Genomic DNA, 15,203 nt, shown 5'->3' with positions numbered 1-15,203 from the left:
AACATGAGACCAAGAAAGAAATTAGATTTTAAAACACCACAGGACTGCTTTTACGAACTAATTAAGTAAATTTGCACTTGCTTGTTGAATTCACGCATATTTGTTTGTTCCATCCAAAGATAAATGTAGTAGAGTAGGGATGATAGGGCAATTATAAGAAATGTATATTTCCTTTTTCTGCTTATTCCATATACTGAGAATGAAACGATAAAACTAATGACAAAGAGCAAGGAGCTATAAAGGTATAGAATACCAGTCCCTACATCGTGCCCATTCCTAAAGGTTTCTTGTACAAAGCTAACCCCAAGGATATAGATAACGGTTAAAGTTGAAATTAATATACCTTTGCTAAGTTTATTCATTAGTTTGATTGTTCTTAGTTCTTTAAGTCCTCTTTCTTTTTGCTGTAAACAAGTGCACAGTTATACGCAAGTATGCCTCAAAGAATATAGCAAAAACCTTTCATTTGGCGTTTCCATTTATTGTATCTATCGGTACAGGGTAGATATTTGATGCCCTATAGGCTGGATCTTGTTATTTGTTCTTCCTTATATAGGCTTCACTATTGTTAGGGTTACTTTTTTGATAATAGACGGTAATAGTGTCACCAATTTGTAGGCTTTCATATTCTCCATATCGTTTACCATTCCCTTTGTAGGTTTTCTCATCGATAGTATATAAATAAGAAAAGTAAGGAGTAGCGCGAACTTTATATAGTTCATTAACTACACCTTTGGTATAAGCAGGGTCTTCAATTATTCTACTGCTCTTCCATAATTGCCACAAAGACAATCCTGTGAGTAAGATAACAATATAGACAATTGAAAGTTTATGACTTCTTTTCATTTATATAATAGATCTTTATTATTCAGACATTCTTTCATATAGTTATGAAGACGATGTGTAAACTCATAATTCTTCAGTCCCCATTTCGGTGCAATGAGCAGTTCTGGAGGACTCTGACTGACGAAACGTTCAAGAACAAGGTCGGATCTGAGAAGGCTAATGTAATCTGCAATGAGTTTGATATACTCTTCAATCGTATAGAGATGGAATGGTTTTTCGGCGTACATCTTTGCAAGACGAGTGCCGCAGATAATTTGTAACTGATGAATTTTCAGTGTTGTTAACGGGAGAGAAGAGATGATTGGTGCTTGTCTGAGGCTTTCTTCGGCATCCTCGCCAGGCAGACCAAGGATGATATGTGCTCCAACACGAATACCACGTTGGGCAGTCTCCTCAATAGCTTTACGTGCACAAGCAAAGTCGTGACCACGATTCACGAGTCGTAAAGTCGCATCATTGCAGGTTTCCACACCATATTCAACGATAAGAAACGTTCGATGGTTAAGTTCTTCAAAGTAGTCTAACAAATCGTTATTGATGCAGTCAGGCCGTGTACCGATGACAAGTCCGACAACATCCTCTACTGCAAGAGCTTCTTCATAAAGTGTTTTGATATGTTCATTAGTTCCGTATGTGTTTGTATAAGCTTGGAAATAAGCAAGATACTTCATATCAGGATACTTGTTAGAGAAGAACCTTTTACCATCTTCAAGTTGTTGAGTAACACTTTTACCATTGTCACAATAGGCTGGATTAAACGTTTGGTTGTTGCAATAGATACAACCACCATGTCCAATTCTCCCATCCCGATTAGGGCAGGTAAAGCCAGCGTTAACCGAAATCTTTTGTACCTTATAAGGGAACTGGGTACGCAGCCAACTCCCAAAGTCGCAATAATATTGTTCCATTCGTTTGCAAATATACAGATTATTTTATATTTTTGTGCTGTTAAAACTTGAATTTATGAAACGAATATTACTTATGTGTTTATCGGTGCTAAGTGCACTTCAGTTGATAGCTGGGGAACCTATCTCTTTGAAAGACATTACTAATGGTGCTTTTGCAACTAAGCGCATCTCTGGTGTTAATCCTTTAGAGGGGACCTCAGAATATGCTCAAATCTCGTCTGATGGGCGTCAAGTGGTAAAGTATTCTTTTAAGACTGGTAATGCTACAGGGGTTATCTTTGATCTTGCTGATGCCAAGGGGGTTCAGTTAAGTTCATTTGATGACTATCAGATCTCGACAGATGGCAGTCGACTATTATTACAGACGAATACTAATCGTATCTATCGTCGTTCGTTTACAGCCGATTTCTATCTCTATGATGTTAAGACGAAGCAGTTGAAGAAATTGTCAAAGGATGGCTCTGAGCAGATTCCTACCTTCTCACCTGATGGTCGTCAGATTGCTTATGTCCATCAGAACAATATCTATATAACGGATGGTGAGAATGTGAAGCAAGTTACTACCGATGGTGAATTTAATAAGATAATCAACGGTCTACCTGATTGGGTGAACGAAGAGGAGTTTGGCTTTAATAATGCCTTAGCTTGGAGTGCGGATAGTAAGACGTTAAGTTGGATCAAATATGATGAGAGCGAGGTAAAGAGTTTTACCCTCCAGTTCTATAAAGGTTCTCATCCTACTTTTGAGATGTTTGATATCTATCCTGGTGACTACAGCTATAAATATCCAAAGGCAGGTGAGGCAAACTCAAAGGTGAGCGCTTGGTCTTACAATTTGACCGATGGCGCTGTACGTAAATACGATTTACCATTGGCTGCCGATGGTTATATTCCACGTATTAAGACAACTTTCGATGCCAATAGAATCATTGTCTATACAATGAATCGTCATCAGGACGAGCTAAATCTCTATGCTGCTAATCCGCTTACAGGTACTTGTAAGTTACTGATAAAGGAGAGTGTACCTAAGTATGTTAAGGAAGAAGCGATGGAAGGAATAAGTATTATGAAGGATTATATCCTTGTTCCTTCTGACCGTGATGGCTATATGCACCTTTATTTATATGATAAGAATGGCAAGCTTATACGCCAGATTGATAAAGGCAATTATGATGTAACAGAGATTTACGGGTATGATGCAAAGACAGGTAATACCTATTTCCAAGCAGCAGCACGTAAGCCAATGCAGCGTGAGATATATGTTGCTGATAAGTCAGGGAAGTTGACTTGTCTTTCTGCTCGTGCTGGTTGGAATGTAGCATCATTCTCTGGTGATTATAAGTATTTCCTCAACACATGGAGTGATAGCAATCATCCATACGTGTTTGCCATCTATGATAACAAGGGAAAGCAAGTGCGTGAGGTCCTCAATAATGATGAGTTGCAGGCTAAGTTGGCTAAGTATGGCAACACAGGAGTTGAGTTCTTTACGTTTACAACCTCTGAGGGTGTGAAACTCAATGGCTGGATGGTGAAGCCTGCTAACTTCGATGCAACAAAGAAGTATCCTGTTATTATGCATCAGTATAGCGGTCCTGGCAGTCAACAAGTTGTCGACAACTGGAGCGTAGGGTCTATGGGTAGCGGTGCAATGTTCGACTACTACTTGACACAAAAGGGTTATATTGTTGTAACAGTAGATGGACGTGGCACTGGTGCACGTGGTGCAGCGTTCGAGAAGTGTACTTATCTGAGACTTGGCGACTTAGAGTCAAAGGATCAAGCAGAGGCAGCTTTGTGGTTGGGCAAGCAGAGTTACGTTGATGCTTCACGTATAGGAATATGGGGTTGGAGCTTCGGTGGCTTCAATACATTGATGAGTATGAGCGAAGGACGTAATGTTTTCAAGGCTGGTGTGGCCATCGCTCCACCAACAAACTGGCGTTATTATGATTCAGTTTATACTGAGCGTTATATGCGTACACCACAAGAAAATGCTGAAGGATACGCCATAAATCCTATTAATCGTGCTGAGAAGCTTCATGGAAAGCTTTTGATATGTCATGGCTTAGCAGACGATAATGTTCATCCACAGAACACATTTGAGTATTCTGAAGCCTTAGTACAAGCCGACAAGGATTTTAAGGAGAATCTATATACAAATCGTAATCATGGTATCTATGGTGGAAACACACGTAACCATCTATTAAGACAGGTCGCTGAGTGGTTCATCAATAATTTGTAATAGATACTTTCTATAGACGAATGTTCTTGATTTTGGTTGATAGAAACCCTGGGAGTTGTAACAGACTCTTGGGGTTTCTTGCTATATTGCCCCTACTTGTTCGGGTTCATTAAGTCTATTGCAACTGTATGCTTGTATTTATTAACCACTAAAGTATGGGATGGTCGTAAGTGTATTACGGTAGATGGGTATTGTAAAGATATCTACTATTATCAATAAGGTATATAAAAAAAGAAAAGCGATGGCCTTCACAGGAAATCGCTTTATTACTCAATAGGTATTAGTCTTTAAAGGTAAAAGATTGTTTTCAGGATAACAGACACAAAGATATAGTAATTTTACGGCTTCTGCAAACTTTTAGTAGATTATTTTTTCATCAATTAGATGTGTGCGAACACATGTTCTTTTAATTTCTTTCCAAAGGCTTCAAAGCGTCTGTTTTCTTGTTTTTAAGGGTTTTCTTTAGTGTTTAGTAACGATGTGGATATACGTCATTCAAAGTTAGAATGATAAAGGTTTTTTGCGTTATTTGGGTAAGAAACTGACTTAATAATTCTTCCGTATAGTTTTCTTCTTTGTGTGATAAAATACTCGTGATGGCTCTTTTTATTAATTATAGTATCCCTTTTATTCATAATTTATCGTTAACTTTGCAAAGACATACTTTCGTCTTTACTTTAAAGTAAAAATCAAAATCTATCATTACTACAAATATACATGATGATGAAACAAAGGATTCTCTTAGTATTAGGTTTGTTCTTAACTGTCTTAACCGCCGTTGCAGGAGAAAGAATTAAGGTGGCATGTGTAGGCAACAGTGTTACTTGGGGCTTAACGATTACCGATAGGGAGAAGAATTGTTACCCCTCCCAGCTACAGCAGATGTTGGGAAACCTGTATGAAGTCAAGAACTTTGGGCACTCTGGAGCAACGTTGTTGAGTCACGGACATCGTCCATATATTGACCAAAAAGAGTATCAAGAGGCTTTGGACTTTAAGGCAGACTTGGTTGTTATCCATCTTGGGCTCAATGATACAGACCCACGAAATTGGCCAGAATATAGTGAAGAGTTCAATGCAGACTATATCCGTTTGATTGATAGCTTCCGTCAGGCTAATCCGAAAGCAAAGATTTGGCTTTGTCAGATGACGCCTATCTTTGATCGACATCCACGTTTTGAGAGTAGTACACGTGATTGGTACGACCAGATACAACGCCATATTCGTCAGGTGGCTAAGGCCACAGGACTCCCACTCATCGACTTGAACACACCTTTATATAGTCGTCCTGACCTTCTTGCAGATGCTATTCATCCTAATGCAGAGGGTGCAAAGATTATTGCTGAGGCTGTCTATGGTGCACTGACAGGTAACTATGGTGGTCTTGCTGTCTCACCGTTGTACACGGATGGCATGGTTGTTCAGCGCAACAAACCTATTGTTTTCCGTGGAATAGCTAACACAGGCGAAGCAGTTAAGGTCGCTTTCAATGGTCATACGCTCTCGGCTTTGGCTGATGGGGCAGGGAAGTGGAAGGTTTCATTCCCTAAACAAGAGGCTGGTGGCCCTTATAAGGCTGTGATAAGTACAAAGAAACAGAAGCTGACGATTAAAGACATATACGTAGGAGAGGTATGGCTTTGTTCAGGACAGTCGAATATGGAGTTGCCAGTGAGTGCTGTACAGAGTAGAGAACAAGACCTCAACGAAGCAGAGAAACAGACACGTTTACATCTGTTTAATATGTCTGCTATCTATCCAACAACCTCTGTTTCATGGTCGGTAGGTGCTTGCGACTCTGTCAATCGGCATCAGTATCTACGTGTCGGTCCTTGGAGTAATTGTACACGAGCGTCTTTGAGTGGCTTCTCTGCTGTGGCTTATCATTTCGGTAAGAAATTGGCTGATAGTCTACAAGTGCCTGTTGGCATCATTTGTAATGCTGTTGGTGGTACGACCACGGAGTCATGGATTGATCGCCATACATTAGAACAGCATGTGCCTTCCATCCTTCATGATTGGTATCACAGCGATTTCGGTATGAAATGGGCACGTGAACGTGCCTTGCAGAATGTCAAGTTGAGTAAGAACCCGCTGCAGCGCCACCCCTATTCACCTGCCTATATGTTCGAGACAGGACTACTCCCTTTGAAAGGTTATGGTATCAATGGTGTTATATGGTACCAAGGTGAGTCGAATGCACATAATATGGAGCTACACGAACGTCTCTTCCCATTGTTGGAGAAGAGTTGGCGTAGTTTCTTCCATAACCCAGAACTACCATTCTATTTCGTTCAGCTTTCAAGTCTGAATCGTCCTTCTTGGCCTCGTTTCCGTGACTCTCAACGACGTATGGCGTCAAAGTTACGTAACACGTGGATGGTGGTGACAACCGACTTAGGCGACTCTTTAGATGTTCATTACACAAATAAGCAGCCTGTTGGTGAGCGTCTTGCCCTACAAGCATTGAACCATAGTTATGCTTACAAGATAGAGTCTGAGGGTCCTGTCTGCCATTCTGTATCCGTAAAAGACGATGGTCTTGAACTGCAATTTACGCATGCACGGTCGTTGTCAGCTCATGGTAACCATCTTATTGGGTTTGAAGTAGCAGGAGCAGATGGCGTCTACTATCCTGCAGAAGCCCAGATAACGTCGGCTAACACAGTTCTCGTTAAGTCCTCTTCTGTATCTCGTCCTGTCTCAGTTCGGTATGGTTGGCAACCTTTCACACGTGCCAACCTTGTGAATGAAGTTGGTTTGCCATGTAGTACATTCCAATGGAAGATTAGACGGTAAATATCTCAATCATGTTTCTCTCCTCACTCACAGAGAGGAGTGTGACGAGTGAGGTAACCCTTATAGGGCTACTCGCAAAAGCACTTGGGTGTTTCATTTCTCATAGAGTACACAGCGATTTTAGTCTCTTTTTGTACATGGGGAGAACTCAAGAAGGGCGATAGGCATACAGAGAGTGCAGGGCACTTTCGCCAATATTGACTGTAACTCTGTGCTATCTCATACTTGAACAGACCTCTGTGTGGCTTAACCTGTGAGACACAAGTCTGTGACGTTCTGTTAGAAAAATGGCTGAGACATCCCTATAAGATTACTGATAAAAGACGAAGAAAGGCTAAACGTGTAAGAAGATATTGTAAATAATTATTGATAATCATTTCTCTCTCCATTTGAGAAGAGGCCAAGAATGATAAAAGAAAAGGCTCTTCTTTGTTCGAGAACATGCCCTTCTTGGGTGTAGAAGACGCTCTTCTTGAAGCAAGAGGGGCGTCTTTTATAACTATGTTTGTAATAGGTTGATTTATTGCATGTTATAGTCTTGCGTTTAAGAGGTGATACACCCCTACATTAAGCGTATTTACCTCAATGCTATGTAAAGATATTTTACGATTATATAGGCTCTTTCAAAAAGTGGAGAAGCAAGCGATAAATTCCGATGAAGATACCGAGAAGAGCAGAAGGTATGGCATATACTGTTTTTTCAAGGTAAGACTTTTGTTCTTCTAATTTGTGTGTAAGATTAATAAAGGTATTGACCTCCCGTAAGAAAGAGGCTTCCGAAATTGTGAGAAGGTCGTTGGAAAGAATATTTTTATCTATGGAGAATACTTTTATCACAAATTATTATTGCGTGAATAAATATTTTATAGTACTTTTGCAGATTAGTTAAAACGGGACAATAGATAATAGATTATGGTACGGAGAATTTGTTTTCTTTCTTTACTTTCTATCCTTTTATGGAGTTGTCATTCTAAAAAAACAGAAGAGAATACGAAGGCTGTCTTCACAGCAACAACTCCAATGGTAACTAATATTAGTCTTCCTCAAAGCTATGTGGCTAACATTCAGTCATTAAGAAACATTGAGGTGCGCTCACAGCAAGAAGGAATACTACAGCAGATATACGTAGATGAGGGCCAGATGGTACGTGCCGGACAGCCTTTGTTTCGTATTGCTATAGTAGGAGAAGACGAAGAGATTGCGAAAGCAAAGTCTGCGCAGGAACAAGCTGAGATAGATTTGCAAAACACAAGTCGGCTTACAGAGAACAATATCGTATCTCCCAACGCGCGTCGAATGGCCAAAGCAAAGTACCAGTCAGCAACAGCCGATTACAAACTCGCCGTTTTACACAAACGTTTATCTATTATTCGAGCACCTTTTAGTGGTGTTTTAGGAAGAATACCACAGAAGGTTGGTAGTTTCATTCAGCAAGATGATTTGTTGACAACACTGTCAGATAACTCTAAGATGCAGGTTTATTTTAACATCTCAGAAAGCGATTACTTAGACTTACAGCAACATCCACAACTTTATATGCAGTTACCTTTGAAGTTGCTGTTGGCCAATGGCAGTACCTTCCCAGCCAGAGGAAGCATAAAAGACATATCAGGACAATTCGATAATGCGACAGGAACGATATCTGTTCGTTCGCTCTTTGCTAATCCACAAGGCTTACTACGTAACGGACAGTCGGGAACTGTACAGCTACTTGTACAGAAGAAGAATGCTATCGTTATCCCACAAGAAGCTGTCTACGAGTTGCAAGACCGCAAGTATGTGTTCGTCGTTGATAAGAATAACGTTGCTCATCAACGCCAGATACAGATTTCAGCTGAGTTGACAGGAGTCTATGTCATCTCATCAGGCCTTACAGCGTCAGACCATTATCTAATTGATGGTATACAGAAAGTGAATGATGGCGACCACGTGCATACTCGCTTCGTGACACCACGACAATCAATAAAGTCAAACGAAATCGCTATTCAATAAATGTTCAAGATATTTATTCGTCGACCGGTTCTATCTATTGTGGTAGCACTGGTCATTGCTTTTATTGGTGTTCTGTCTTTGTTTAATCTTCCGATTACGCAGTTCCCTTCTATCTCACCACCTAAGGTAAACGTAGTTGCTGATTATCCAGGAGCAAACAATGAGTTGTTGATTAAGTCAGTGATTATACCATTGGAGCAAGCCTTGAATGGTGTTCCTGGTATGAAATATATAGAGAGCGATGCTGGAAACGATGGTGAAGCAGAGATAAACGTCGTCTTCAAATTAGGTACTGACCCTAATGTAGATGCCGTAAACGTACAAAACCGTGTTTCAGCAGCTACGAATAAGTTGCCGCCTGAGGTCATACGAGAGGGTGTTAAAATCTCACGTGAGGAACCAAACATCCTTATGTACATTAATCTCTATAGCGATGATCCAAGTGTAAACCAAGATTTCTTATTCAACTACTTTGATATCAACATCTCTCCAGAGCTGTTGCGTGTAGATGGAGTGGGCGACCTTGATATTCTTGGTACTCGTAGTTATGCTATGCGTGTATGGTTGCATCCAGATAAGATGGTAGCATACGGCTTGTCAACGGATGATGTCAGTGATGCGTTGGAAGACCAGAACATAGAGGTCTCACCAGGTAAGTTAGGTGAGAGTGGCGGTATACGTCCACAGGTGAAGGAGTTTGTCTTGAAATATCCAGGCCGTTACACCACTGCAGAAGAGTATGGGAATATCATCATCAAAAGTAATGCGAACGGTCAAGCCGTTCGATTGAAAGATATTGCCGACATACATCTTGGCAGTGAAGTCTATGATATCTATTCAACGCTCAATGGTCGTCCGTCAGCAGCTGTGACGTTGAAACAAGCATACGGAAGTAATGCAAGCAACGTCATAAAGCAAGTCAAGCAGGTGATGACTCGCCTTCAGAAAGACATGCCAAAGGGTATGCATTATGAGTATAGTTATGACATAAGTCGCTTCCTTGACGCAAGTATAGATAAGGTAGTCCATACATTGTTTGAAGCCTTCATACTTGTAGCCCTTGTTGTGTTCGTCTTCTTGGGTGATTGGCGTTCGGCTGTAATACCGATTATGGCGGTCCCAGTGTCCTTATTGGGTAGTTTCATTGCGATGCTTGTGTTCAATATCACACTCAACATGATATCGTTGTTTGCCCTTGTAATGGCGATTGGTATTGTTGTTGATGATGCTATTGTGGTGATAGAAGCCGTGAATGTAGAGATATCGCGCAATAAACTGACACCTGTTGAAGCAACGGAGAAAGCAATGAAAGAGATTAGTGGTGCTATTATTGCCATCTCTCTTGTTATGGCTTCCGTGTTTATTCCAGTGGCATTCATGGGTGGCCCAGAAGGTATGTTCTATCGTCAGTTCTCTATAACGATGGCATCCAGCATTCTCTTCTCAGGTTTTGTGGCACTGACCTTGACGCCTGCTCTCTGTGCGCTCATCCTCACAAAGGAGCAAGAGAATCATGTCAAGTTAGGATTTATAGGTAGATTATTGCAACGCTTCAATGCTCAGTTTAATGTTGGTAGTAAGAAGTATGCACATGTCTTACAACATACTGTGAAGCATAAGGCTTTCACGATGATAGCTGTTCTCGTTTTCTGCGGTCTTGCTTATTGGGTAAATCTCGGGCTCCCATCAGGCTTCATTCCACAAGAAGACCAAGGAATGATTTACGCAGTCATTGAGACACCACCGGGCTCAACTATTGAACGAACAAATGAGGTTGCTCGTCAGTTGTTAGCAATAGCGGAGAAAGAGGAAGGAGTAGAGAGTGTTTCTTCACTTGCAGGATTTGAGATTCTCTCTGAAGGAACAAGTGCTAACTCTGGTAGTTGTCTTATTAACTTAAAGGACTGGAAGCATCGTAAACGTACAGCAAAGGAGATTATCGAAGACCTCGAAGATAAATGTAAGGTGATAACGACAGCCAATATTGATTTCTTCGAACCGCCTTCAATTCCTGGTTATGGTGCTGCCAGTGGTTTTGAGCTACGATTGCTTGATAAGACAGGTAATAATGATTATCACGAGATGGAGCGTGTGAGCAAAGACTTTGTCCGTCAGTTGAACAAGCGTCCAGAGATAGGAAATGCCTTCACGTTCTATTCTGCAAGCTTCCCACAGTATATGCTCAATGTCAATGATGCTATGGCATTACAGAAGGGAGTTGAACCCGGTAAGGCTCTCAACAGTCTTTCTATATTAGTAGGTTCTGATTATCAGACGGGATTTATCAAGTTTGGTAAGCCTTACAAGGTTATTGTTCAGGCAGCACCTCAGTATAGAGCCTTCCCAGAAGACCTGCTTCATCTTTATACAAAGAATGATGCGGGAGAGATGGTACCCTATTCTGACTTTATGTCACTCAACAAGACCTATGGTATGAGTGAGATTACACGTCATAATCTCTATAACTCTTCAGAGGTGACAGGTGCTCCGGCACCTGGTTACTCAAGTGGTCAGGCATTAAAGGCTATCAGTGAGGTAGCCCAACAGTCGCTCCCTAAAGGATATGACTATGACTGGGCAGGAATATCAAAGGACGAGGTAGATCAAGGTAACACGGCAATCATCATCTTTATTGTGTGCTTGGTTTTCGTCTACTTAATCTTAGCAGCACAGTATGAGAACTTCTTACTCCCACTGCCAATTATCATCTTCTTACCAGTGGGTGTGTTTGGAGCATTCTTATTGTTGAAGCTGTGTGGGTTAGAAAACAATATCTATGCACAGATAGCATTGGTCATGCTTATCGGACTCTTGGGTAAGAATGCGGTGTTGATGGTGGAATACTCCGTACAAAGAAAGAATATGGGACAGTCCATTGCACAAGCTGCTATAGAAGGAGCTGTGGCACGTTTCCGTCCAATTCTTATGACCAGTATTGCGTTTATAGCCGGACTTATCCCGCTCGTCTTTGCTACTGGTGCTGGTGCTATTGGTAATAAGACTATTGGAACAGCAGCTGTGGGGGGTATGATGATAGGAACCATGTTCGGATTGGTTATTATTCCAGGTCTTTATTATATCTTTGCTTCAATGGCTGATAAGATTGTGCATTATCAAAAGGATAAACCTTTAAGCGAAGAGAAAGATAAACGATATCATAAAGAAGTAACGAATGATGATGAAGAAGAGAAATAACAAGTGTCTCGCCTATGGTCTCATGACACTTATATCATTGTTGGGCGTGGTTGCTTGTAAGACTCCACAAGCAACATTGCCAAACGATACAGTAAAGGCTTCTATGCCTGTTGCTACAGCTGATACAGTGACGGCTATACCCCTATGGCGCGACTTCTTTAAAGATCCGACGCTATGTGCACTGATAGATACAGCGCTCGCAAATAACCAAGATCTTAAAATAACGCTTCAAGAGATGGCCATTGCTAAAAGCAATATCTTGGCGAAGCGTGGACAGATGTTGCCTTCAGTTACGGCTAATGTTTCTGCCGGTGCATCTAAGGCGGGCCGATATACAGCAGAAGGAGCTGGTAATGTGGGTACGGAGATTACGCCAGGACATAATGTGCCAAATGTTGTTCCTGATTTTGCACCTAATCTACACTTAGATTGGAGTGTCGATTTATGGAACCAACTTAATAGTACGAAACGTGCAGCTGTTGAACGTTATCTTGCATCAGAAGAAGGACAAAGGACAATAAAGAGCCAACTCGTTGCTGATGTGGCTGAGAACTATTATGCTTTGTTGGCACTTGATAATAAGTTGGATATTATGCAGCAGTATATTGCTTTACAGAAGAAAGCTGTACAAATAGCACGTGTGCAGAAAGAGGCAGATGCTGACACCCAGTTAGCTGTTGAGAAGTTTGAGTCTGAACTGGCTAAGGCTTCTGCTGAAGAGTATCAACTTCGACAGGCTATCACTGAGACAGAGAACAATCTGAATTTGCTTTTAGGTAGATATCCTACTCCTATTACGCGTAATAAGAATGTCTTGATGGAACAGTCATTACCTAATACGTTGCAAGCAATCCCTGCAAGTCTACTACTACATCGGCCTGACATTGTTGCTGCTGAACACCAACTTAGAGCTGCCAAATGGGATGTCGAAGCTGCACGAAAGGCTTTCTTGCCTTCTCTTAATATCTCTGCATCTTTGGGACTTGACGCTTTTAATCCTAAATACTTGCTTCAGCTGCCTAAGTCATTAGCCTTCAGTGTGGTGGGGGGATTGACGGCTCCGCTGATTAATAAGAAAGCTATTCAAGCAAACTTTGACCAAGCTAATGCATTACAATTGGAGGCTTTATATAATTATGATAAGATCTTGCTCACAGCTTACAGCGAAATGTCTACTTTGCAAGCCCGTGCACGTAACTTGGCTCAATACCAAGTGTTGAAGAAGAAACAGAATGATGCTTTGACCAGAGCCGTCTCCGTCTCTCAACAACTCTACAATTATAATCGTGCTACCTACTTAGAGGTTCTTGATAGTGAGCGCGACCAACTTGATTGCCAGGTAGAACTTGTTGATACACAACTGCGACAACTGTCAACGCTTATTGACCTCTATCGGGGTTTCTTCTAAGCTGCATCAGTCTGTTGAACGCTCATAAGATGCGAGAGAGAGGCAAACAGACTTTTTGAAATTGCTGTCATTTCTGTCATCACATACTCCTGTTTATATGATTGGATATGAAGCTTTTACGCTAAATGTTAAAAATGACAGCAACAGAAAATAAAAATAAATTAGGGGTTTGTAGGTACTGATAGTGTTACTTTACATTGATGAATAATCATTGTGTGGCTTTGTTTCTATATCTCTCATCGATGTTTATAAAGAAGTGTATATTTGTCATTGGGGGTAGTCTGCTTTATTACTAATTATTCTTCAATTTATCATGAGATTTGATAGTAATAATGTATTTGCAAGATAATACAAAGCACTGCGTTTGTAGCTATTGAGATTTACAGCTGACAATAAGATTTTGATGAAGAGAATGTACAGCATTGTTGATGTAGCTACAATCTAAATTGTCTTTTGAAAGGTATAGGGAAAAGGATTTCTTCAGTCTCTTTTGAAGTAAGATATTAGCACATGTAAGCAGGGGAAGAATAGTACTGCGCCATTAGCGTAGGTCTTAAAGGTGTTTGAAAATTAAGATTAGGACAGTAAGGTGGATAAATCAAAGTCTAAATAGATTGACGTAATGGGCATTTATAGTATATCAGGATTTTTGACGATATGTCTGGTTTGCTATCTCTTCTACTGTTTAAGACGATTACAAAGCAAAAAGTCTTCGACCATTTCTGCTGCTTGTATCCTCTTATGTCTTCTACTTTTGGGTATTACTGGATTATTTTACAGTCCTTTAGAAGGAATAAATTATATTGTAATAGGCATTATCATGATATGGGTTTGTGCCAAGTCTCATCATTCTGGGGGAGGTGGTGAATATATGTATATAAGAGGCTGGATAGGTGCAAGTGTGTCACTGATATATGGTATATTAAAGGTACTGGGTATGTTATAAGTGAACTGTTAGTAGTATAAATATCTTCATACGGGTTGAATACAGAAATCTATCATCTGACAAGAAGCTTTTGTATAATGCAACATTATAGGTTCTACGCACAAGGATTTTGGTAAATAGTTTATGAGGTATAGCACTAAACGATGCTTATAAATTGCCCACATGTTTGTGAAAAATGATAAGTAAAGAATAAGATAATGTGTTTCTTAAGACATATAGTCCCAATATTGATTATTTTCTCTTTAATCAGTTGTAGAACAAGTCATCTACAACAAGAAGCCCCTTTGATAATCTCCAATAGCGATATTCATTATGATTATACCGCTGGAGTATATTTCCCAAGTGTATTCCTCAGAGGTAGGGTAGAGAAGTATATATGTCATAATTTCTCATGGAGGAGAGCTGGATATGTATATAAAAATGGTGTACAGGGAGAGAGTGTTGTTCAGTTTGATTATGATGTATCAGACAATAAGATAAAAGATGTACGAGTATTAATGTCTACCAATATTCTGTCTGTTGATGAAGAGCTTATCCACAGTGTAGGCGCAATTCGTTTCGTTAATGCTATAAAGGGCGATAGAAAGGTAATTGTTAGGTTCTTGTTGCGCATAAAATATAATGAATTTGGAAAATAAGTGATAAAAAGAATCCCATCTTAAATCTCTTTTATTTATTTATGTCCGATTGAATTATGATTATATTCGCCTTAGTGTAAGTTCCATGGATAGGATAGGGGATATGGCAGAAAAGAAGGGTCAGTAAGGATGGGTCAGTCCTAAAACCCAGTTGCAAGCCTACTCTCTTAAGCACACAATTTCATAAGCCTATATAAAAAGAAAGGAATATCTGTCACCCCTCTGA

8 protein-coding genes are annotated in these 15,203 nt (G+C 40.3%); 6 read left to right on the top strand and 2 right to left on the bottom strand.

Going from position 1 to position 15,203, the window contains the following annotated elements; translation table 11 throughout:
- Positions 1-534: 534 nt before the first annotated feature.
- A complete protein-coding gene (locus CHB62_RS13425) occupies positions 535-846 on the bottom strand; it encodes a DUF3592 domain-containing protein (RefSeq protein ID WP_009011282.1) in 312 nt (103 codons plus the stop codon).
- A complete protein-coding gene (mnmL, locus tag CHB62_RS13420) occupies positions 843-1,754 on the bottom strand; it encodes a tRNA modification radical SAM protein MnmL/YtqA (protein WP_089367232.1) in 912 nt (303 codons plus the stop codon). The genes CHB62_RS13425 and mnmL overlap by 4 nt, the downstream gene beginning before the upstream one ends.
- A gap of 55 nt (positions 1,755-1,809) precedes the next feature.
- Between mnmL and CHB62_RS13415 the strand changes: the two genes are divergently transcribed.
- The 6 genes from CHB62_RS13415 to CHB62_RS13385 all read left to right on the top strand — a co-directional run bounded on the left by CHB62_RS13415 (position 1,810) and on the right by CHB62_RS13385 (position 14,977).
- Positions 1,810-3,999: a S9 family peptidase gene (locus CHB62_RS13415; protein WP_176414878.1), complete on the top strand. Its 2,190-nt coding sequence runs from the start codon at positions 1,810-1,812 to the stop codon at positions 3,997-3,999.
- A 723-nt stretch (positions 4,000-4,722) separates the two neighbouring features.
- A complete protein-coding gene (locus tag CHB62_RS13410) occupies positions 4,723-6,798 on the top strand; it encodes a GDSL-type esterase/lipase family protein (RefSeq protein ID WP_394341630.1) in 2,076 nt (691 codons plus the stop codon).
- Between the two features lie 912 nt (positions 6,799-7,710).
- A complete protein-coding gene (locus tag CHB62_RS13405; protein WP_009011278.1) occupies positions 7,711-8,790 on the top strand; it encodes an efflux RND transporter periplasmic adaptor subunit in 1,080 nt (359 codons plus the stop codon).
- The gene (locus CHB62_RS13400; RefSeq protein WP_009011277.1) at positions 8,791-11,985 is read left to right on the top strand and encodes an efflux RND transporter permease subunit; all 3,195 of its coding nucleotides are present in this window, start codon (positions 8,791-8,793) and stop codon (positions 11,983-11,985) included.
- Positions 11,963-13,393, top strand: coding sequence for a TolC family protein (locus CHB62_RS13395; protein ID WP_089367229.1), 1,431 nt, complete (start codon positions 11,963-11,965; stop codon positions 13,391-13,393). The genes CHB62_RS13400 and CHB62_RS13395 overlap by 23 nt, the downstream gene beginning before the upstream one ends.
- A gap of 1,230 nt (positions 13,394-14,623) precedes the next feature.
- A complete protein-coding gene (locus CHB62_RS13385) occupies positions 14,624-14,977 on the top strand; it encodes an energy transducer TonB (RefSeq protein WP_141240438.1) in 354 nt (117 codons plus the stop codon).
- Positions 14,978-15,203 lie beyond the last annotated feature (226 nt).

Origin of the sequence: Prevotella jejuni (assembly GCF_900187995.1) — a bacterium.
In the GTDB taxonomy this organism is placed as follows: Bacteria; Bacteroidota; Bacteroidia; order Bacteroidales; family Bacteroidaceae; genus Prevotella; species Prevotella jejuni.
Note: the sequence above shows the minus strand (reverse complement) of the source record. Positions and strands in the feature narration are given on the sequence as shown.

What these genes read in the sequence shown, in the direction of transcription:
- CHB62_RS13425 (WP_009011282.1), bottom strand. Translation starts at nt 846, where the DNA reads ATGAAAAGAAGTCATAAACTTTCAATTGTCTATATTGTTATCTTACTC.
- mnmL (WP_089367232.1), bottom strand. Translation starts at nt 1,754, where the DNA reads ATGGAACAATATTATTGCGACTTTGGGAGTTGGCTGCGTACCCAGTTC.
- CHB62_RS13415 (WP_176414878.1), top strand. Translation starts at nt 1,810, where the DNA reads ATGAAACGAATATTACTTATGTGTTTATCGGTGCTAAGTGCACTTCAG.
- CHB62_RS13410 (WP_394341630.1), top strand. Translation starts at nt 4,723, where the DNA reads ATGAAACAAAGGATTCTCTTAGTATTAGGTTTGTTCTTAACTGTCTTA.
- CHB62_RS13405 (WP_009011278.1), top strand. Translation starts at nt 7,711, where the DNA reads ATGGTACGGAGAATTTGTTTTCTTTCTTTACTTTCTATCCTTTTATGG.
- CHB62_RS13400 (WP_009011277.1), top strand. Translation starts at nt 8,791, where the DNA reads ATGTTCAAGATATTTATTCGTCGACCGGTTCTATCTATTGTGGTAGCA.
- CHB62_RS13395 (WP_089367229.1), top strand. Translation starts at nt 11,963, where the DNA reads ATGATGATGAAGAAGAGAAATAACAAGTGTCTCGCCTATGGTCTCATG.